Genomic DNA, 20,773 nt, shown 5'->3' with positions numbered 1-20,773 from the left:
CTGCCTCAGCGCGACCGGGCCGCCCGGGCGATCACCACGACGGCCTTCTCCAGGGCGTACCCCGGATCGTCCCCGCCGCCCTTGACGCCCGCATCGGCCGCCGCCACCGCGCGCAGCGCCGTGGCGACGCCGTCCGCCGACCAGCCGCGCATCTGCTGGCGCACCCGGTCGATCTTCCAGGGCGGCATGCCCAGTTCGCGGGCGAGGTCGCCGGGGCGAGCACCGCGCGGGGCCGAGGCCAGCTTGCCGATGGCGCGGACGCCTTGGGCGAGCGCGCTGGTGATCATGACGGGGGCGACGCCGGTGGAGATCGCCCAGCGCAATGCCTCCAGCGCCTCGGCGGCCCGGCCCTCGACGGCACGGTCCGCGACGGTGAAGCTCGACGCCTCGGCCCGGCCCGTGTAATAGCGCGCGACGACGGTCTCGTCGATCGTGCCCTCGACGTCCGCAGCCAGCTGCGAACAAGCCGAGGCCAGCTCCCGCAGATCGCTGCCGATCGCATCGACCAGCGACTGACTGGCCTCGGGCGTCGCCGAGCGTCCGACCGCGCGGAACTCGCCCCGGACAAAGGCCAGCCGGTCGGCCGGCTTGGTCATCTTGGGGCAGGCGATCTCCCGGGCGCCGACCTTACGGGCGGCATCCAACAGGCCCTTTCCCTTGGCGCCACCGGCATGCAGCAGCACCAGGGTGATCTCCTCGGCGGGCGAACCGAGATACGTCTTGACGTCCTTGATGGTGTCCGCGGACAGGTCCTGGGCGGCGCGCACCACCACGACCTTGCGCTCGGCGAACAGGGACGGGCTGGTCAGCTCGGCGAGGGTGCCGGGCTGCAGCTGATCGGGGGTGAGGTCGCGCACGTCAGTGTCCGCGTCGGCCGCCCGGGCGGCCGCCACCACCTGCTGCACCGCGCGGTCGAGCAGCAGGTCTTCCTGGCCCACCGCGATCGTGACGGGGGCGAGCGGGTCGTCGTGAGCTGTCTTCCTGGCCATCGCGGTCCAGCATCCCACGCCCCACTGACAACCGGGCCCGGACCGCCCGCCGCCCCTGCCGGAACGGCCCACCCTCCCCCTGGCAGTTCGAGCCCCCTCACCTGTCGGACAATGGCCAGGTGAACGATGCTGCCCCACACCCACCGCACGATCGGCATGTACCGCACGGACCGCACGGACCGCACGGACCGCATCTACGGCACGTACTGGTACTGCCCGACCGCGACGCGGCGGAGGAGGTGGCCGAAGCACTGACGGAGCGCTTCGGTATCGCCGAGGAACCGCAGCTCGTACGGGATGCCCTGGCCGGTGAGGACGATGCCGAGGACGCTCAGTGGCTGGTGGTGGTCGAAGACCCGGACGCCGCCCACGACCCGGAGCAGCTGCACGACCTCGCGGCCGAGTACGAGGGCTGGCGCGAGGCCGAGTGACTTCCGGCGGCTGGTGAGCATCCGGGGGCGAGTGCATATCTGGGGGCGCTGAGATATGCGGAGATAACCAGACCTGGGCACCCGCGCCCTCACCCGCCTCACCTCACCCACCCGCGGGCTCACCGACCACGGGCTCCCGCTCCAGCACGATCCCGAAGTGCTCCCGGTATGCGGCAAGGACCTCGCCGTCGCCCACCTGACGCTCCTCGCGTTCGCCGTCCGCCCCGGTGAGCACGAGTGTCCGGCCGGAGAGCGTGATCCGCCCGGTCTCCGTCAGCCGGGAGCACACCAGGGACTGTGTGAAGTGCGACCGGGGCGAGGTGCGGTGCCACCAGCAGCCCACCTCGAAGTCCTTGAGCGCACGCGGGCGTTGCTCGACGCGGTACTGCGGGGAGCCGTCCCGCAGGACATCGAGATCCCCCTCGGCCGTCTCCTCGATCCGGAACACCCCGCCCGGTTCATGCTGCTCTGCGCGGCTGTCCCAGCGGAGCGGGAAGTGACAATGCCTGCCGAAGCCGACATCGGCGAGCCGCGGCCCGTCCGGTGTCACCACGCGCAGCACGAGGTGGTCATACGGGATCCCGAGCCCGTCGGGGCCGAAGACGCGGGCGGACAACAGCTCGACCCCGTAGCCGAGTGCGCCCAGCAACATGGCGAAGGCGCCGTTGAGCTCGTAACAGAAGCCGCCGCGCCGGGCTCCGACGATCTTGTCCAGCAGTGGCCGCTCCGCGAGCACGCTCTCCTCGCCGAGATGGAGGGAGAGGTTCTCGAAGGGGACGGTGCGCAGATGACGCAGGTGCAGCGCACGCAGCGCCTCGGCATCCGGGGATGCCGGGCGGGCGGCGCCTATCCGGTCGAGGTAGGCATCGGCTGCGGCGGTGTCCATCAGGTGTCCTCTCCGGGGCGAACCGACGGCGGTTCCGTCATGCCGCCGGGGCAGATCTGGCGGCCATCGTGTCAGCGACGTTCCGTGCCGGCCGGCAGGCCCACGACTCGGACGAAGCCATCGGCCGGGCGGTGGGCGCGGGCCTGCCCTCCACAATCCAGAGTCTATAGATCCTCTTTCATCGGACTTCCTTGATCGTCCGGGCCTGCGCGCGCTGGCCCGGGACCTACCGGCCGGCCTGCCACGGGGCCCACCGGCACGGGCCGGACCGGCACGGGCCGGACCGGCACGGGATCTTCGGGCACCCGCCAGGCCCGGACGCCTCTCCCCCGCACCCGCCGGCATCGCGCCGGTTCGGCGGGCACCTGCCGGCCCCGCACGGCTTCTCGGGGCGCCGGCCTGTGGCGTCAGGGTGCGGTGGCCGCTCACCGTCGCGGACAGGCTGCCGGTGGTGCCCAGGACCGCGATGGCTCCGTCGGTGTCCGTACGCAGCACCCGGACGCCCTGAGCCCGCAGGGCCGCGAGGGTGCCGACGGCCGGATGACCGTACGGGTTGCCGGTACCGCAGGAGATCAGCGCCAGCCGGGGCGCCAACCGGTGTATCAGCGGCGGGTCCTGGTAGGCGGAGCCGTGGTGCGCCACCTTCAGCACATCGACCGCGCCCAGCTCCGGATGAGCCGCCAACAACGCCCGTTGTGCGGGTGGTTCGAGGTCGCCGAGCAGCAGGATGGTGAGCCCGTGCGTACGGACGAGCAGGGTGACGCTGGCGTCGTTCGGGCCGTCGAGGGCTTCGGAACCGTTGCGGCCATCGGGGCCGGGCGCCTGGCTGCCGGGGGCACCGGGGCTACCGGGGACGCCAGGGCTGTGGGGGCCGGGAAGATCAGGGCTGTGAGGGCCGGGAAGGTCAGGGGGAGCGGGTGGCCACAGGACCTCCCAGGTGAGCGGCCCCAGGTGGCGGCGCTCGCCCGTTGCGGCACGGACGAGCGGGACCCCGGCCGCGGCAGCCGTGGTGCGCACGAACTGCGCCTGCCCCGGCGGATCTTCCAGGGTCGTGGTCTCGATCGCCCCGACCGAGCGGCCGCGGAGCGCCCCGGGAAGCCCGTCCACATGGTCGGCGTGAAAGTGCGTCAGGACGAGCAGGGGAATGCGGCGGACGCCCAGGTCGGTGAGACAGCGGTCGATGGCACGCGGCTCCGGCCCGGTGTCCACCACCAGCGCCGTACCGTCCCCGGCCGCCAGCACCAGACCGTCGCCCTGCCCCACGTCGCAAGCCACCGCCCGCCACCCGGGCGGTGGCCAGCCGGTGATGATGCGGGTGAACGGGGCGGGGCGGCAGACCGCCAGGATCACCGCCAGCGCGCAGAGCGCACACAGCCAGGGGCGGCGCAGCAATCGGCGCCCCACCGATACCAGGACCACCAGCACGACCGCCAGCATCAGCCCGCCGGCCCAGCCCCCCGGCCACTCGAATTCGGCCCCCGGCAGCCCGGCCCCCGTACGGGCCACGCCGGCGATCCACTCGGCGGGCCAGCCCGCGCACCACGCCAGTGCCCGGGCCACCGGCAGCACGACGGGGGCGGCGGCGAGTGCGGCGAAACCCAGCACCGTCGCGGGGCCCACGGCGAGTTCGGCCAGCAGGTTGCAGGGCACGGCCACCAGGCCCACCCGGGCCGCCAGCACGGCGACCACGGGTGCGCAGACCGCCTGGGCGGCGGCCGCGGCGGCGATCACCTCGGCGATCCGGGGCGGAACCCGGCGCCTTTGCAGGGCGGCGCTCCAGCGCGGTGCGAGCAGCAGCAGTGCGCCGGTCGCCAGTACGGACAGCAGAAAGCCGTAGCTACGGGCGAGCCAGGGGTCGTAGAGCACCAGCAGCAGGACCGCGGCAGCGAGCGCGGGCAGGAGGGAGCGGCGGCGGCCGGTGCCGATCGCGAGCAGTGTGATCAGCCCGCAGACGGCGGCCCGCAGCACGCTCGGATCCGGGCGGCACACCACGACGAAGGCCAGGGCGATCGCGCCTCCGACCACTGCCGTGCCACGCAACGACAGTCCCAGGCGCGGCGCCAGCCCGCGGCGTTCGGCACGCGTCGCGAGGTGCGGCGGTCCGATCAGCAGGGCGAGCACGATCGTCAGATTGCTGCCCGAAACGGCGAGCAGATGCGTCAGATCGGTGGCACGGAAGGCATCGTCGAGATCCGGTGGCACGCGCGAGGTGTCCCCCACGACGAGCCCGGGCAGCAGCGCACGGGCGTCGGGGCTCAACCCGTCGGTGGCCTCGCGCAGGCCCGCGCGCAGGCTTCCCGCCAGCCGCTCCAGGGCAGTGGGCGCACCGACCTTGACCGGCGGCGCGTCAGCGGTGACCCGCAGCACGGCCGCGACCTGATCGGCCGGGGACAGGGGCGGTGCGGCGCGCGCCACCACGCGGATACGGGTCGAGGGCAGCAGCCCACGCCAGGCCGACCAGAGACTCTCGCGAGCTGCGTCGCGGTGTGCCGGTCCCGGCTCGTACGGGGCTCCTCCGCCCCCTCCGCCCCCTCCCCCCATGCCGCGGCCCCCTCCGCGCTGCTGCACGACGACCAGCGTCGGTGTGCGGACCGCGGTGACCGTGCCGTGGGGTGCCGTGACGCGCACGGCTTCAGCCGTGAACACCAATACCGGGGGCGTCCGTTGCGAGCCCCGCACCTTGGGACGGGTCAGTCGAGGGTCGCCGGTCACCTCCAGCTCGGCCGTGACCTGCCCGAACTGCTCCGCCGTGGCCGGCAGCGGCCCCCGCCGCACATCCGCCGCATGCAACGCCGCTGACGCGGCCCCCGCCCCGGCGCACAGCAGCACCGCCGCCAAGGCCATCAACGCCCCCGCAGACCGAATGCGAGGAGAACGGGGAGGAGCCGCCCGTGTTCCTCGCCCGCGGGCGTCGCCCCTGCCTCGCCCACCGGTATCGGCCACTTCTGGCCCTTCGGTATCGGCCACTCCTGGCCCCTCGGTATCGGCTGGCGTGACGCCGTCCTCCTCCTCATCCGCCTCTGAGCCACGCCCCGCCCCGCACCGCACCACCGCCACCCACCACACGCCCACCGCGAGCAGCACGGCGACACCCACAGCCACCGCCACTCCCCCACCGGGAACGCCCAGACCGATCGCCGCAGCCGCCCAGGCCGCCAGCGCGGGCGCAACAAGCCGCAGATCGACCGGGCCCTCCTGGTGCGGGTCCGAGGAGCCGTGCCGGGATGCCGCCCGGGCGTGCACGGTGGCGCGGGTACCGGTCACGGCTCCACCAAGGGGCGCAGATCGGCGAACCGGCGATCACCGATGCCGGTCACCTGGCGGAGCTGTTCCACCGAGGTGAATCCGCCATGCTGGGTGCGGAATTCGATGATGTGGCGGGCCAGGACGGGTCCCACGCCGGGGAGGGCGTCGAGCTGCTGCTCGGTCGCCGAGCTCAGGCTGACCGGACCTCCGGGACCGCCTCCGGCGCTCGGTACCCCACTTCCCGAACCCCCGCCCCCCGCGTCAGCGGGACCTGGCCCGCCGCCGGCACCGGCCCCGCCACCGGGCGCACCGACCACGATCTGCTCGCCATCGGTCAGCCGACGGGCCCGGTTGAGCCCACGGACGCTCGCCCCGCGCAGCACTCCGCCCGCGGCCTGCAGCGCGTCGATCACCCGCGATCCCGGCGGCATCCGGTGAATTCCTGGGTGCCGGACCTTGCCCGTCACATCGACGACCAGCTGCCGCCCCGCCTCGCCCGGCGGACCGCTCGCCACCGCAGCGGCGGACGAGGACGAGGCCGGCTGCGACGAGGAACGCGGGACGGGGCCGGATGCGCCCACGGACCGCTCGGCCGCCGGGGCCCGTACCGGCTCGGGGCGTCCGGTCCAGAAGTGCTGCACGGCGAATCCCACGGCCACCACCAGCACCAGCACCAGGGCGGCCAGCGCCTTCGGGTCCGTGCCGCACCGTAACTGCACCCAGAGCGGAAGCCGTTCGCGGACGGCGAGCCACACCCGCTCACGACGGCGAGCATCCGGCGGGCCGTGCTCCGGCGGCGGCCCGGCCCCGGAGCCCGCGCCCACGGCGCCGAAGATCGCCGCAGCCCGGGCCCGCATCCGCTCCCGTTCGGGAGCAGAAGCGGAAGCAGGAGCGGAAGCAGAAACGGAATCCTGAACAGATGCGGCAGAAGGAGGAGTTGGAGAGGAGCGCGACGGGTTCATACCGACCGACGCTAAGCACCCCTCGCGGATCTCGCCGAGCTGCCTCAGATCCGGTGGACGGCGCACCGGGTGTGGATAACTTCGTCACCCACGGGGCGCTCCGCCGCCCCACTCAGCGCGGCGACACCACGGCCCCCAGCAGCCCCGGTCCCGTATGCGCGCCGATCACCGCGCCGACCTCGCTGACATGCAGCTCATGGAGCCCGGGCACCCGCTCCCGCAGCCGCTGGGCCAGCGCGTCCGCGCGCTCCGCCGCGGCGAGATGGTGGACCGCGATATCGACCTGGCCCTCGCCCGCCCGCTCCGCGGCGATCTCCTCCAGCCGTGCGATGGCCTTGGACGCCGTACGGACCTTCTCCAGCAGTTCGATCCGCCCGTCGGCCAGTTGCAGGAGCGGCTTGACGGCAAGTGCGGAGCCGAGCAGTGCCTGGGCGGCGCCGATGCGCCCGCCACGGCGCAGATAGTCGAGGGTGTCGACGTAGAAGTAGGCGGAGGTGCCGGCGGCGCGCTTCTGCGCGGCGGCGACCGCGTCGTCCGCGTCCCCACCGGCCTCCGCCGTCTCCGCGGCGGCGAGGGCGCAGAAGCCCAGGGCCATCGCGACCATCCCGGTGTCCACGACGTGTACCGGTACCGGGGCCTCCTTGGCCGCGAGCACCGCCGCGTCATAGGTGCCGGAGAACTCGGACGAGAGGTGGAGCGAGACGATGGCGTCCGCGCCGGCGGCCGCGACCGTGCGGTAGGTCTCCGCGAACACCGTGGGGCTGGGCCGGGAGGTCGTCACGGGGCGGCGCTTCTGGAGCGCCTCCGCGACGGATCTCGCGGAGATCTCGGTGCCCTCTTCCAGGGCCTGGTCCCCCAGGACGACGGTCAGCGGAACGGCCGTGATGTGGTGGCGTTCGAGAGCCGTCCGCGGCAAGTAGGCCGTGGAATCGGTGACGATCGCGACATGGCGGGACATGAATGGGAGGTTATCCGGGGATCCCGACGGCGCACAGTGCGGGCCCCTCCCCAAGATCTTCCAGGCTTCCCCAAGACTCTGCCAAGAGGCCGGTCCCCGCCGTCCCCGCTCGTCAGGGCCCTGCCGGTCTCATGTCGTCGTGCCCTCCGTCCGCGGGGCCTTCTGCCAGGGGTAGGACGGCTGGGTGCGGGGATCGCGGGTGGTGAGGGCCGGCGGGTCCTCGGACGCCGGGCCCCAGTCGTCACCACTGCCGGCCGCGCCCGCCCTCGCGGGACCGCGCCCCGCTCCCTGCGGCTGTCCCGCCGTGCCCCAGCGTTCCCGTACGGGCTCGCGCAGCGGGTCCGCGGTGCCGGTGTCCTCGGCCCGGGTCCAGTGCCGCAGCGCTCCGGACTCGACATCGATCTGGTCGCTGAGCGAGGCCAGATCGTCGTCCGCGAATTTGCGGGCACGGTCCCGGGCGGCCCAGCGCAGCGATTCCGCGGAGTGTGTGATCCGCTCCGTGCGCTCGCGGAGCTCCGCCAGACGGGCGGCGATGGTGGCCCGGTCGGGCTCGCGTTCGAGCCGCTTGAGTTCTTCGTCGAGCTCATGGCCATGGGCGCTCAGCCGCTGGAAGAGACCGGTCGCCTCACTGAGGGAGGCGTCGTCCGGCGAACCGGAGCGGAGCACGTCCTGGGTGGCGCGCATGGAGGTGCGCAGCGAGAGCCGCAGCTGGGCGAGTTCCCCGACGACGCCGGGCTGGGCGAGTTGCCGGGCGCGAAGGCCGGTGTCCTCGACGGTTCTGCGGGCCTGGGCGACCGTACGGTCCACGCCCCGCTTGGCCGCCTGCACGGCCTTGACCGCGGCGAACACCCCGGCCACGACGAACAGCACGAAGAGCAGCCCGAGGATGGCGACGACAGCTTCCATGGGCTCTCCCCAGACGTGTCGGCGGCGCCGGCGGTGCCCGCACCCTTGTACCTCCACGGTAAACGGCTCGGGCAGGTCACGGGTTCCGGACGAACCCCCAACCTGCCCGTAGGGGAAACCCCCCATGTGCCCGCTGCCGGGTGCCCGGGGCGACCCCGGGCACCCGCCGGCGACTACGCCGGGACGATGTTCACCAGCTTCGGCGCCCGGACGATGACCTTCCGGATGCCCGCTCCGTTCAGCGCCGCGACGACGGCCGGCTCCGCCAGGGCCGTGGCCTCCAGGTCCGCGTCGGAGATCGACGGGGCGACCTCCAGGCGGGCCTTGACCTTGCCCTTGATCTGGACGACGCAGGTCACGGTCTCGTCGACGACATACGCCGGGTCGGCCACCGGGAAGCCCGCGTGCACCACGGTGTCGTCGTGGCCCAGCTTGCGCCACAGCTCCTCGGCGATGTGCGGCGCCAGCGGGGCGACCAGCAGCACCAGCTGCTCCGCGACCGTGCGCGGGACGGCGCCGCCCGTCTTGGTCAGGTGGTTGTTCAGCTCGGTCACCTTGGCGATGGCGGTGTTGAAGCGCAGGTTCGCCATGTCCTGGGTGACGCCGTCGATCGCCTTGTGCAGGGCGCGCAGCGTGGCCTCGTCCGGCTCGGCGTCGACGACGGTGACCTCGCCGGTCGCCTCGTCGACGACATTGCGCCACAGGCGCTGCAGCAGGCGGTACTGGCCCACGACGGCCCGGGTGTCCCACGGCCGCGAGACGTCCAGCGGGCCCATCGCCATCTCGTACAGGCGCAGGGTGTCCGCGCCGTACTCGCCGCAGATCTCGTCGGGAGTGACGGCGTTCTTCAGGGACTTGCCCATCTTGCCCAGGACGCGGCTGACCTTCTCGCCCTGGTAGTAGTAGCCGCCGTCGCGCTCCTCGACCTCGGCGGCCGGGACGGCGATGCCACGGCTGTCCCGGTAGACGAAGGCCTGGATCATGCCCTGGTTGTACAGCTTGTGGAAGGGCTCGGAGGACGAGACATGGCCCAGGTCGTGCAGCACCTTGGACCAGAAGCGGGCGTACAGCAGGTGCAGCACGGCGTGCTCCGCGCCGCCCACGTACAGGTCGACGCCGCCGGCCGGCCGGCCCTCGCGCGGCCCCATCCAATACTGCTCGATGTCCGGGGCGACCAGCGCCTCGGCGTTGCGCGGGTCCAGGTAGCGCATCTCGTACCAGCACGAACCCGCCCAGTTGGGCATGGTGTTGGTCTCGCGGCGGTAGCGCCGGATGCCGTTGCCGTCGCCCAGGTCCAGGTCGACATGGACCCAGTCCGCGTTGCGGGACAGCGGCGTCTCCGGCTGGGTGTCGGCGTCGTCCGGGTCGAAGGTGCGCGGGGAGTAGTCCTCGACCTCGGGCAGCTCCAGCGGCAGCATGGAGGCGGGCAGCGCGTGGGCGACGCCGTCCTCGTCGTAGACGATCGGGAAGGGCTCGCCCCAGTAGCGCTGCCGGCTGAACAGCCAGTCGCGCAGCCGGAAGTTGACCGTGCCCGCGCCGATGCCCCGGTCGGCCAGCCACTCGGTGATCTTGGCCTTGCCCGCGGTCACGCCCAGGCCGTCCAGCGAGATGTCCGCGCCGGACGAGTTGATGATCTTCGCTTCATAGGAGGCGAAGGCGTCGTCCCAGGTCGAGGGGTCGGTGCCCCGGTCGTCCGACGGCTCGACGACGCAGCGCATCGGCAGCTCGAAGGCGCGGGCGAAGGCGAAGTCACGGCTGTCGTGCGCGGGCACCGCCATGATCGCGCCGGTGCCGTAGCCCATCAGGACGTAGTCGGCGATGAAGACCGGGACCTGCTCGCCGCTGACCGGGTTGGTCGCGAAGGCGCCGGTGAAGACGCCGGTCTTGTCCTTGGCCTCGGCCTGCCGCTCGACGTCCGACTTGGCGGCGGCCTGCTTGCGGTACGCGGCGACCGCGTCGGCCGGGGTGGCGTGGCCGCCGGTCCACACGTCGTGGGTGCCCTCGGGCCAGGCGTCCGGAACGATCGCGCCGGTGCCGGTGCCGTTCTCGGCGCCGGCGATCAGCGGGTGCTCGGGCGCCAGCACCATGTACGTGGCGCCGAACAGGGTGTCCTGGCGGGTGGTGAAGACGGTGATCTTCTCGTCGCCCACCGGGAAGTCGACCCGGGCGCCCTCGGAGCGGCCGATCCAGTTGCGCTGCTGCAGCTTGATGGCCTCCGGCCAGTCCAGCGCGTCCAGGTCGTTCAGCAGCCGGTCCGCGTAAGCGGTGATGCGCATGTTCCACTGGCGCAGCTTGGCCTTGAAGACGGGGTAGTTGCCGCGCTCGGAGCGGCCGTCGGCGGTGACCTCCTCGTTGGCCAGCACCGTGCCCAGTCCGGGGCACCAGTTGACCGGCGCGTCCGAGGCGTACGCCAGGCGGTACTCGCCCAGGACGTCGGCGCGCTCCAGGGCGCTCAGCTCGCTCCAGGCCCGGCCGTCGGGGGTGGGGCGGGTGCCGGCCTCGAACTGGGCGACCAGGGTGTCGACCGGACGGGCCGCGTCCGCCTCCGGGTCGTACCAGGAGTTGAAGATCTGCAGGAAGATCCACTGGGTCCACTTGTAGTACGCCGGGTCGATCGTCTCGACCGAACGGCGCTGGTCGTGGCCCAGGCCCAGGCGGCGCAGCTGGCGCCGCATGTTCACGATGTTGGCCTCGGTGGAGACCCGCGGGTGGGTGCCGGTCTGCACCGCGTACTGCTCGGCGGGCAGGCCGAAGGCGTCGAAGCCCAGGGTGTGCAGGACGTTGTGGCCCGTCATCCGCTGGTGGCGGGCGTAGACGTCGGTGGCGATGAACCCCAGGGGGTGGCCGACGTGCAGGCCCGCGCCCGACGGGTAGGGGAACATGTCCATGATGAACTTCTTGGGGCGCGCCGCCACCTCGGCGTCGCCGGCCAGCTCGCCGCTGGGGTTCGGGGCCTCGTAGGTCCCGTTCTCCTCCCAGTAGGCCTGCCAACGTGCCTCGATGTCGGCGGCCAGCGCGGCCGTATAGCGGTGCGGCGCTGCCACCTCGGCAGCGGTGGTCGTCTCGCTCATCGTCCTCAAAGCTCCATCGATCGTCTCTGCCTGCGGTAACGCGCCAGATCCCGGGCGCGCCGGAAACAAAAAGACCCCTCGCACAGGAGGGGACGCCGCGCCGATGCCGACAGGATCTGTGATCCTTCGGTACTGATCAGCGCGGCCCGCTAAGCAGAAGGCGTACGGCACGCATGGCGTCAGGGTACCGCAGGGCGTACGGGGCCCGCGCTGAGGATGACCCCAGCGCGGGCCCCGCCGCCGATACCCCGTACTCCTCTCGGCGTGTACCGCCGTGTACCGCCGTGTACCGCCGCGTCATGGAGCCACGGGCGGGGCGGGGGGGCGGTGCCGCGTCCCCGCGTCAGGGGCGGTAGGAGCTCACGTAGCCGGTGCCCGGCGAACCCACGCCGGTGACGTCGTCGTAGCCGACGCCCGCGTGCAGGGAGCTGTCCTTGCCCAGGCTGCGCAGCGAGGTCGTGGTGCCCTTGCTGCTGTCCACTCCGTTGACGTAGTCGACGCGGACGACGGCCAGGTCACGGCCGGCGCCCAGCGGGTGGTCGGTGACGTCGTGGTACGCCGGGGTGCCGTAGCGCTGGTAGATGCCGGGGTTGGCGAAGCCGATGGCGACGCCGTGCCGGGCCTGCTGGGCCAGCGCCTGGACTCCGGCGATCACCGGAGCGGCCAGCGAGGTGCCGCCGATGCGGTACTCGTCGTAGCCGAGCTTTCCGCTCGGCAGCGTCTGGGTCTGGCCGACCAGGAAGCCGGTGTTGGGGTCGGCGACCGCGGCGATGTCCGGGACGGTACGCATCGCGCCGCCGCCGTTCGCCTTCGCGAGCCCGTCCGGAACGACTCCGCGCTGGTAGAAGGGCTGCGCCACGCTCGTGCTGGTGCCGCCGCCGGCGCCGCCGTTGAACGCGCCCGGGAAGCCGGTCCAGTCGTTGCCGTCCTTGGACAGCAGCGCCTTCTGGGTGCCCCAGCCGGTCTCCCACTGGTACGCGTCGTGCTTGCCGACGGCCAGGGAGGTGCCGCCGACCGCGGTCACCCAGGGGGAGTTCGCCGGGCTGTCGACCTGCTTGGTGCCCGTCTTGGCGACCTCGTCACCGTCGTCGCCGGAGGAGAAGTAGAAGCCGATGCCCTGCACCGCGCCCTGCTGGAAGAGCTGGTCGTAGGCGGCCGCCGAATCCGGGGTCTCGTTCGCCTCCAGGTCGCCCCAGGAGTTGGAGACCATGTCGGCGAGGTGCCCGTCGACGACCTTGCCGAGCGAGTCGATCAGGTCGTCGTCCATGCAGGAGGCGCCGCCGACGTAGACGATGTCGGCGTCGGGGGCGACCGCGTGGACGGCCTCGACGTCGAGGGTCTCCTCGCCGTACCAGCCGGCCGCGCCGCACTCCTTGATGTGGGTGTAGTCCGCGGGCAGCACCTGGGACAGCTGGCCGTGGCGGTAGCGGGGGTCCCCGTTACGGCCGGCGTAGGTGTCCGCGTCCTTGGCGATGCTCGGCGAGGCGTACGCGTCGGTGATCGCGACGGTGACGCCCTTGCCGGTCCACTTCTTCGCACCGTAGGCGGCACGCAGCTGCTTGCCGGTGTAGCCCTTGATCGCGTACGGCGCCTTGTTCCCGTAGGCGGACGGCAGCTTCTTGTCCGTCTTGGAGCCGTAGTACGAGGAGAAGGGACCGGAGTTGTGGAACACGCCCTCCGGCGGCGGCAGTTCGCTGGAGTGGTGCGTGGCGCGGCGCGGCGCGTTGTCCAGACCCGTGACGGTCAGGACCGCGTGGGCCAGCGCGGCGGGCGCGGAGGCCGTGGTCGACGGCGCGTGGTAAGTGTGCCCGCTCTTGCGGTAGTTGTGCAGGTCGGTGGCGAAGGCGCGCTCGGCCGCGGCGGCATCGCCCTTGACCGCGAGATAGCGCTGCGTGCTGCCGGTGACCGTCAGGCCGGACTTCTTCAGCCAGTCGGTCACCTTGGCTATCTGGTCGTGCGTGGCACCGAAGCGCGAGCGCACCTGGGCGGGGCTCAGGTACTTCCCGTACGCGGCGGAGTGCGGGTCGGACACGGCCCGGGCGTAGTCGGCGAGGCCCTTGGCGTCGCGGCCGGCCAGGTAGACGCGGGCGGTGACGGCCGCGGACGCGGACGTGGCGCCCTGGTCGGCCCGCGAGGTGGCCCACAGCGGCTTGGTGCCCTGCAGTGCGTGCCGACCCCCGTCGTGGCCCGCGGCATCGGCGGCCGGCGCCCCCAGCGCGAGCGCGCCGGCGACCAGCGGCAGCGTCGCTGCCCAGGCCAGACCGGCACGGGCGCGCAGTGATCTGGTGCGGCTTGATCTCATGTAACCCCCTGCTGTGGCAATGCGGTGCGCTGCGGGGTGCCGCGCTGCGCCGGGGCGCCAGGTGTGCGGCACCGCACGAGCGATGAATGCGTCGGATGTGACGCTCACGCGATTCGCCACTCTTTCGGTGAACCGTTCATGTCAGGGGCATGCGATCACCAAGAAGAGACCAAGGAATGGCAAGGGCTGGTCAGGAATGAGCACAGAGCGAACGACCAACTCGCCATAACGGACGCTTGGTTGACCGGATCTCCACGCAACCCCGGGAGCACGACGGCCGGGTGCGAGCCCCCGGGCCGCCCGGGACGGACCCGCGCGACGAAGCGGGCCATCCCACGAAGCGGGTCACACGACAAAGCAGGCCATCCGCATCGGATGACCTGCTTCGCTCACTGTGGAGCTAAGGAGAATTGAACTCCTGACCTCCTGCATGCCATGCAGGCGCTCTACCAACTGAGCTATAGCCCCGTATTCTGTTCCCGCGCGGTTCCCCGCTGCGGCATCGCCTACATTACACGGACCTCCCCGCCTTCTGCCAAATCGTTCCGGCCGGGGCCCGGGGGGCGACACGCGGTACTCTCGGCAGGCAGTGTCCGATTCGTCCTGGGGGGCCGTACGCCGTGACCGCGCTGGAGCTGCGACAGCCCACCGACCCCGGCGGCGCACACCCCGGCACGGGCCTCCTCCGCCGGCACCCGACCCTCATGGCGGCCCTCGCCTGCCTGGTCTCCTTCACGGCCTTCTGGACCGCACAGCGCCTGGCGCACGTGACGATGATCGACCTCATGGTCTACCGCGCCGAGGGCTTCACCGTCCGCGGCGGCGGGTCCCTCTACGACATGGTGGCGACCTCGGCGCAGCTGCCCAACACCTACCCGCCCTTCGCGGCACTGCTGTTCACCCCGCTCACCCTCGTGGACGTCCCGGCGATGCGGACCCTGGCCACCGCCGGCAACCTCCTGCTGCTCGTCGCCGTCGTCCACCTCTCGCTGCGGCTCGCCGGCCGCCCGCGGCAGCTGCCCCGCCCCGCCGCCGCGCTCGCGCTCTCCGCCGTGCTGGTCTGGTGCGAGCCGGTGTGGACGACACTGCGCTACGGCCAGATCAACCTCCTGCTCACCGCGCTGGTGCTGTGGGACCTGACCCGCAGGGACACCCACCGTCTCGCGGGCGTCGGCATCGGCCTCGCGGCCGGGCTCAAGCTCACCCCGGCGCTGTTCGCCGTGTTCCTCGCGCTGACCGGGGCCGTCCGGGCCGGGCAGCTGCTCCGCTCCGGCGCGGGGGTGCGCGCCGCCTGGAACCCCTGGCTGCGGCGGGCCGCCGTCGCCACCGCCACCTTCCTGGCCACGGTGCTGCTCTCCGCGCTCGTGCTGCCACGCGACGCGCACCGCTTCTGGACCGAGATCGTCTTCGCCGCCGACCGGGTCGGCGAGGTGGAGATCACCGCCAACCAGTCGCTGCGCGGCGCACTCGCCCGGCTGCTGCACACCCACGACCCCGGCGCCGCCTGGGCCGTGGCCGCCGGTCTGACGGCGGCCGCCGGACTGGCGCTGGCGGTCGCGGCGCTGCTGCGCGGGGAGCGCGCCTGGGCGACCGTGGCCTGCGCCGCGACCGCCCTCCTGATCAGCCCGATCTCCTGGTCGCATCACTGGGTGTGGTGCGTCCCGATGCTGGTGCTGCTCGGCTCCGAGGCGCTGGGCCGGAGCGGCGCCGCGGCCCGCCGCCGGTGGGCGGTGGCGGCCGCGCTGGGCCTGATGTTCTGCTCGTTCGCGCTGTGGTGGGTGCCGCATCACTGGCACCACCACCAGGAACTGCACCAGAACGGCGGCCAGATGCTGCTCTCCGCCGTCTATCCGCTCGCCGGCCTGGCCGTGCTGGCACTGACCGCGGTCCGGCTGCGGCGGACGGCGGGCCGCGGGCAGGCGCTGAGCGAAGGAATAGCCACGGGGCCGGCCGCCGTGCCCGGCAGGGACGGACAGCTGCGGGTCCCCTGATGCCGTGTCAGTTCGACGGCGGGCAGGGCCCGGCAGGCTCCGCTCAGGCCGTGGCGAAGGAGTAGAAACGCTTCAGCGTGCAGTGTTCTTCGAGCAGCCGCCCGTAGATCGGCTCCCCGTCGAGCTCCCGGTAGGTCTCGATCGGGTCGCCCTTTATGACCAGGGCGCGGGCGCATTCCTCGCACCAGTACTGGTAGTCGGCGTTGACGGGTTCCATGTCACGCACGATCGGCGTACCGCTGCCGCACCAGTCACATTTCCTGCTGTGGGCGCCCATCCATCAGCTCCAACTGTGGCCGCAGGCCGTACAAACGAAGGAAATGCCGCCGTTGTCGCCCAGCACCTGCGCGACATGGGAGGAACCGCACGAGGGGCACTGCAGCGCGGTACCGTCGCGGCCGCGGCACGGGGAGACGGGCCCGTCAACGGGGCAGGTGAAGCGGAGTACATATTCCGGCAGCCAGTCGTACCCCTGCGCCTCGGCGATTTCGAGCAGGTCGTTGACCTCCTCGAGGATGCTCGTGGGCATCGCGATCTCTCCTCCCCTGCCGGCGCCGTCCGATTCTGCCACGGACCGCCGACCGGGTCAGGCCCATCTTTTGCGCCACCCGGCGCGTCCGTGGACCCGCACCGCATGGGAGGGCGGGCACCACTGGTCATGGCGGACGGCCGGCCCACGGGTCGGACAACGCAGAGATCCCGCCTCCGGTCGGAGGCGGGATCATCCGGGCTGTGGAGCTAAGGAGAATTGAACTCCTGACCTCCTGCATGCCATGCAGGCGCTCTACCAACTGAGCTATAGCCCCGGGTCTTGTTCCGCTCCCCCGGGTTTCCCCCGGCGGCGCCGCGAACAAGAAGAACTTTAGCCTGCGACCTGCCCGGATGTGAAATCCGGGTCGGCCGGGGCCGCTCGGTGGGCTCAGTCGTCGTCGCCGAGCACCGGCTCCGGCAGGGTGCCGGCGTTGTGCTCCAGCAGACGCCAGCCCCGCGCGCCCTCGCCCAGCACGGACCAGCAGCAGTTCGACAGTCCGCCCAGGCCCTCCCAGTGGTGGGCGTCCAGGCCGAGCAGGCGCCCGATGGTGGTGCGGATGGTGCCGCCGTGGCTGACGACGACCAGGGTGCCGTTGTCGGGCAGCTTGTCGGCGTGGTTGAGCACGACGGGCGCGGCCCGGTCGGCGACCTCGGTCTCCAGTTCGCCACCGCCTCGCCGCACCGGCTCACCGCGCTTCCACGCGGTGTACTGCTCGCCGTGGCGCACGAGGATCTCCTCGTGCGTCAGCCCCTGCCAGGAGCCCGCGTAGGTCTCGCGCAGGGCCGCGTCATGGGTCACCTCGAGCCGGGTCAGCGCGGCCAGCTCGCTGGCCGTCGTCGAGGCCCGCTGGAGGTCGGAGGCGATGATGGTGTCCGGTCCCAGGGCGGCGAGCAGCCGGGCGGCGCGGCGCGCCTGGGCCAGGCCCTCCTCCGTCAGCGCGATGTCCGTCGACCCCTGGAAGCGGCGCTCCAGATTCCAGGCCGTCTGGCCGTGGCGCCACAGGACGATGCGGCGGCCCCGGCCGCCCTTCGTGCCGTTCAGAGCAGCTCTCCGTCCTGGTCACCCGCCGTGGCATCGGCGTGCGCCGCGGCCTTGCCCCGGGTGGCCCTGGCCTCCTCGGGGAGGTCGATCTCGGGGCAGTCCTTCCACAGGCGCTCGAGGGCGTAGAACACGCGCTCCTCGCTGTGCTGGACGTGCACCACGATGTCGACGTAGTCGAGCAGGACCCAGCGGGCCTCGCGGTCGCCCTCGCGGCGGACCGGCTTGGCGCCGAGGTCCTTGCTGAGCCGCTCCTCGATCTCGTCGACGATCGACTTGACCTGGCGGTCGCTGGGTGCCGAGGCCAGCAGGAAGGCATCGGTGATCGAGAGGACGTCACTGACGTCGTACGCGATGATGTCGTGCGCAAGCTTGTCGGCCGCGGCCTGGGCTGCGGCGTTGATGAGCTCGATGGAGCGGTCCGTGGCGGTCACAAGCGGCTTTCGGTTTGAGGGCGGCCTTTTCCGGCCCGGCCGGGCGGCGGAGCCGGCTGCTGAGCGCGGCGCGCGCCCGGGCCGATGGGCGGCCGGTCGGCGGTCAGGTACCCCACAAGGGTCTCACGGACCACCGACACTCCCGGCCGGGAATCCGGGCCCGCCGCCCGCTCACGGTGTCCGTGCTGGTCAGCGCCGGGACGGGGGCGGCCCGGCGCCGCCGCCGGGCCGGCAGCGGCGGGTCCGGGCGCGCCCCGCCCGTCAGCCCTTGTAGTCCCGCCCCAGGACCACGGCGATGTCGGCGTTCGAGGCGGCCTTGCCCTGCCGGACCACGCCCGCCGGCAGGCCCAGCGTCTTGGCGACCTCCGCGGCCTTGGCCTTCTGGGCGGCGTCTGCGTAGGTGACCTGGGAGGTGGCCAGGGCCGTGCGGCCGGTGCCGCCGTCGACGAAGCTGTAGCCGCCGTTGACCAGCGCGACCTGTGCTTTGCCGGTGGCGGCCCGGGTGCCGGTGGCGTTGCGGACCTCGACCCGGGCGGTGGTGTCGGGCGCGGTCTTCTTGACCGTGCCGCCGAGCACGTCCTTGACCACGCTCGCCGCCGTGGTCCGGCTGAGCGCGCCGTTGGCCTGTACGGGCAGCATGGTCGTGCGGTAGGCGCCGGTCTTCGCCAGCTCCGCCCGCTGCGCCAGCGAGCTGCCCAGCTGGCCCTCGGTGAGCGGCGGGTCGAGCACCTGGAGCAGCGACTTCACGGTGGCGGTGGCGCCGTCGGCGTCGCTGGAGACCTTCTTCAGGGTCGCCTGCATGACCTGGCCGAAACGCTGCAGCTGCCTGGTCTGGGGCTCGCCCGGCGCCTGGTAGGTGGCGTAGGCGACCGCCGCCTGGCCGTTGAGGTCCTGGGCGCTGCCCTGTTTGACGACCGGTGAGGCGCCCTTCTTGGCGCCGGGCACGGTGGCGTCGGTGTCGAGCGTGATCCCGCCGACCGTCTCGACGAGGTTCTCCAGATACGGGGTGTCCAGCCGCCAACTGGCCTTGAGGTCGGCGCCCAGGAGGCTGTTGAGGGAGTCCCGGGTCGGGTCGGTGCCCTCGTCCTTGACGGACTTGCCGAGCGTGGTGGTGGTGCCGTCGTCCTTGGAGACGATGAGGTTGTTGGGCAGGAGGACGGTGGTGCCCTTGTGGGTGGTCTCGTTGTCCACCAGCAGCGCCGTCGAACTGTTCCCGCTCTTGGTGTCCCGCAGATGCACGACGAGGACATCGCGCTTCTGCCCGGCGGCCGCGGCCGCCGTACCGGCTCCCGGACCGGCCAGTCCCGGCAGCTTGCCCGCCCACCACAGATAGCCCACGCCGCCGGCCACCAGCAGGGCCAGGACCACGGACAGCGCGACGATCCGGCTGCGGCCGCGCCGCTTGGCCTCCTCGCGCCGCTCGGTGCGGCTCTCGGTGAACTTCAGCCAGTCGATGACGTCTTCGGAGTCCTCGTCCGGCTCCTCGATGAAGGAGAACTGCTCGTCCTGGAACTCCGGCCCGTCCCCGGAGTCCGGCGTGGCGGTCGGCTCCACGGTCTCGTCCGACGGGGCACGGCGCTGCGCCGGCGGCCGGTGCGGCCCGTCCTGGCGCGGTGCGCCGGGCTCGCCATGGTGGGGCTGCTGTGTGTAGGAGGCCTGCTCGTACGGGGACTGCTGGGCCTGCTGGGCCTGCTGGGGGACCCACTCCTGCGGGTGCGAGGGCTGCTGGGGGGCGGCGTAGGGGTCGTAGTGCTGCGGAGCGCCGGGCTGGGCCTGCACCTGCCGGCCGCCGTAGGGGTCGTAGCCGTACGCGGTCTGTCCCTGGTAGGCCTGAGCGCCCTGGTGCCCGGGCTGGGCCTGTTGGCCGCCGTAAGGGTCGTAGCCCTCATAGGCGGGCGGGGCGGCAGGCTGTCCGTACGCGTCGTAGTGCTGGGCGTACGGCGCCGCCGCGGCGTCGGGATGCACCGGCTGCCCGTAGGCGTCGTAGGTGTAGCCCTGCTGCCCTTGCTGCCCCTGGGCATACGGGTCGTGGGCGTACGGGTCCTGCGGCCCGTAAGGATCCTGTCGGTCGCTCACCGGTGCCCCTTTCCGTCAAGCCCCGTCAGCGGTCGTTGCGGTACAGCTCTTTTTTGTCGATGTAGCGCACCACACCGTCCGGCACCAGGTACCAGACCGGATCCCCCTGGGCCACGCGCGCCCGGCAGTCGGTCGAGGAGATGGCCAGTGCCGGCACCTCGACCAGGGACACCGCCCCCTCGGGCAGCCCGGGGTCCGCGAGGACATGGCCGGGCCTGGTCACCCCGATGAAGTGGGCAAGTGACACCAGCTCCGCCGCATCGTGCCAGGTCAGGATCTGGCTGAGGGCGTCGGCGCCGGTGATGAAGAACAGATCCGCGTCACGGTGTTCCGCCCGCAGATCACGCAGCGTGTCTATCGTGTACGTCTTGCCGCCGCGGTCGATGTCGATGCGGCTGACGGAGAACTGCGGGTTCGACGCGGTCGCGATGACCGTCATCAGATACCGGTCCTCGGCCGGGGACACCTTCTTGTGGCTCTTCTGCCACGGCTGTCCCGTCGGTACGAAGATGACCTCGTCGAGGTGGAACTGACTGGCCACCTCGCTGGCGGCGACCAGGTGTCCGTGATGGATCGGGTCGAACGTCCCGCCCATCACTCCGAGTCGCCGCTTCACGGGCCCTGTGTGCTCTCCCATGCGTGCAGACCCTACTGGGCGGCGCGCGATGCCGGGGGCCGGGTGCCGCGGCTCAGCGGTCGCGGTTGAAGCGGGTGGTGATCCAGAGCAGGAGGAGCAGGACAAACAGGGCGCCGCCGCCGGTCACGAAGGGGCTGAGGCTGGCGTGACCGCCCTCGTGACCGGGTTCGGCGGCGAGGGAGACCAGGGACTGTGCGGTGGAGTGCAGGCTCATCGTCGGCAGGACCAATCCGGGCTGGGGTCGGGCAGAGACTTCCACCACATCGTATGCGGCGTCTCACCGCGGGCCCACGGCGACTCCACCCGGACGCGTC

16 protein-coding genes and 2 tRNA genes are annotated in these 20,773 nt (G+C 72.4%); 2 read left to right on the top strand and 16 right to left on the bottom strand.

Annotated features, from left to right (window positions below; translation table 11 throughout):
- Positions 1-5: 5 nt before the first annotated feature.
- Positions 6-989 (bottom strand): DNA polymerase III subunit delta, encoded by a 984-nt coding sequence (gene holA / locus OIU81_RS24950; RefSeq protein ID WP_329151375.1) that lies wholly within the window; start codon positions 987-989, stop codon positions 6-8.
- A gap of 206 nt (positions 990-1,195) precedes the next feature.
- Here holA and OIU81_RS24945 point away from each other — a divergent pair, with 206 nt between their 5' ends.
- Positions 1,196-1,420, top strand: a complete 225-nt coding sequence (locus OIU81_RS24945) for a hypothetical protein (protein WP_329155338.1) — start codon at positions 1,196-1,198, stop codon at positions 1,418-1,420.
- A gap of 103 nt (positions 1,421-1,523) precedes the next feature.
- Here OIU81_RS24945 and OIU81_RS24935 read toward each other — a convergent pair whose 3' ends face one another.
- The 7 genes from OIU81_RS24935 to OIU81_RS24905 form a co-directional block, all read right to left on the bottom strand.
- Positions 1,524-5,150 (bottom strand): ComEC/Rec2 family competence protein, encoded by a 3,627-nt coding sequence (locus OIU81_RS24935; protein WP_443074039.1) that lies wholly within the window; start codon positions 5,148-5,150, stop codon positions 1,524-1,526.
- Between the two features lie 416 nt (positions 5,151-5,566).
- The gene (locus tag OIU81_RS24930) at positions 5,567-6,409 is read right to left on the bottom strand and encodes a ComEA family DNA-binding protein (protein ID WP_329151374.1); all 843 of its coding nucleotides are present in this window, start codon (positions 6,407-6,409) and stop codon (positions 5,567-5,569) included.
- A gap of 217 nt (positions 6,410-6,626) precedes the next feature.
- Positions 6,627-7,472 carry a DegV family protein gene (locus OIU81_RS24925; protein WP_329151373.1) on the bottom strand — a complete coding sequence of 282 codons (846 nt, stop codon included), beginning with the start codon at positions 7,470-7,472 and terminating at the stop codon, positions 6,627-6,629.
- A 129-nt stretch (positions 7,473-7,601) separates the two neighbouring features.
- Positions 7,602-8,378 (bottom strand): hypothetical protein, encoded by a 777-nt coding sequence (locus tag OIU81_RS24920; protein WP_329151372.1) that lies wholly within the window; start codon positions 8,376-8,378, stop codon positions 7,602-7,604.
- A 173-nt stretch (positions 8,379-8,551) separates the two neighbouring features.
- Positions 8,552-11,449, bottom strand: a complete 2,898-nt coding sequence (locus OIU81_RS24915; protein ID WP_329151371.1) for a leucine--tRNA ligase — start codon at positions 11,447-11,449, stop codon at positions 8,552-8,554.
- Positions 11,450-11,792: 343 nt separating this feature from the next.
- Complete coding sequence (locus OIU81_RS24910; protein ID WP_329151370.1) at positions 11,793-13,751, bottom strand: S53 family peptidase; 1,959 nt, start codon at positions 13,749-13,751, stop codon at positions 11,793-11,795.
- Between the two features lie 395 nt (positions 13,752-14,146).
- Positions 14,147-14,219: transfer RNA gene (locus OIU81_RS24905), tRNA-Ala, on the bottom strand.
- Positions 14,220-14,371: 152 nt separating this feature from the next.
- Here OIU81_RS24905 and OIU81_RS24900 point away from each other — a divergent pair.
- Positions 14,372-15,742: a glycosyltransferase 87 family protein gene (locus OIU81_RS24900; RefSeq protein WP_329151369.1), complete on the top strand. Its 1,371-nt coding sequence runs from the start codon at positions 14,372-14,374 to the stop codon at positions 15,740-15,742.
- Positions 15,743-15,785: 43 nt separating this feature from the next.
- Here OIU81_RS24900 and OIU81_RS24895 read toward each other — a convergent pair whose 3' ends face one another.
- From OIU81_RS24895 to OIU81_RS24860, 8 genes are all read right to left on the bottom strand, one after another.
- A complete protein-coding gene (locus OIU81_RS24895) occupies positions 15,786-16,019 on the bottom strand; it encodes a hypothetical protein (RefSeq protein ID WP_147245244.1) in 234 nt (77 codons plus the stop codon).
- A 3-nt stretch (positions 16,020-16,022) separates the two neighbouring features.
- Positions 16,023-16,271 carry a hypothetical protein gene (locus OIU81_RS24890; protein ID WP_329155622.1) on the bottom strand — a complete coding sequence of 83 codons (249 nt, stop codon included), beginning with the start codon at positions 16,269-16,271 and terminating at the stop codon, positions 16,023-16,025.
- 204 nt (positions 16,272-16,475) lie between these two features.
- Positions 16,476-16,548: transfer RNA gene (locus tag OIU81_RS24885), tRNA-Ala, on the bottom strand.
- A gap of 113 nt (positions 16,549-16,661) precedes the next feature.
- Complete coding sequence (locus OIU81_RS24880) at positions 16,662-17,315, bottom strand: histidine phosphatase family protein (protein WP_329155334.1); 654 nt, start codon at positions 17,313-17,315, stop codon at positions 16,662-16,664.
- Positions 17,312-17,746 carry a ribosome silencing factor gene (gene rsfS, locus OIU81_RS24875; protein WP_006605662.1) on the bottom strand — a complete coding sequence of 145 codons (435 nt, stop codon included), beginning with the start codon at positions 17,744-17,746 and terminating at the stop codon, positions 17,312-17,314. Before rsfS ends, OIU81_RS24880 begins: the two co-directional genes overlap by 4 nt.
- 261 nt (positions 17,747-18,007) lie before the next feature.
- The gene (locus OIU81_RS24870; RefSeq protein ID WP_329151368.1) at positions 18,008-19,822 is read right to left on the bottom strand and encodes an LCP family protein; all 1,815 of its coding nucleotides are present in this window, start codon (positions 19,820-19,822) and stop codon (positions 18,008-18,010) included.
- Positions 19,823-19,847: 25 nt separating this feature from the next.
- Positions 19,848-20,459, bottom strand: coding sequence for a nicotinate-nucleotide adenylyltransferase (nadD, locus tag OIU81_RS24865; RefSeq protein WP_329151367.1), 612 nt, complete (start codon positions 20,457-20,459; stop codon positions 19,848-19,850).
- Between the two features lie 52 nt (positions 20,460-20,511).
- The gene (locus OIU81_RS24860) at positions 20,512-20,673 is read right to left on the bottom strand and encodes a hypothetical protein (protein ID WP_329151366.1); all 162 of its coding nucleotides are present in this window, start codon (positions 20,671-20,673) and stop codon (positions 20,512-20,514) included.
- Between the last annotated feature and the right edge of the window lie 100 nt (positions 20,674-20,773).

Source organism: Streptomyces sp. NBC_01454 (genome assembly GCF_036227565.1).
Classification (GTDB): Bacteria; Actinomycetota; Actinomycetes; order Streptomycetales; family Streptomycetaceae; genus Streptomyces.
The sequence above is the reverse complement of the archived record's forward strand: the minus strand, read 5'-3'. Positions and strand labels throughout refer to the sequence as shown.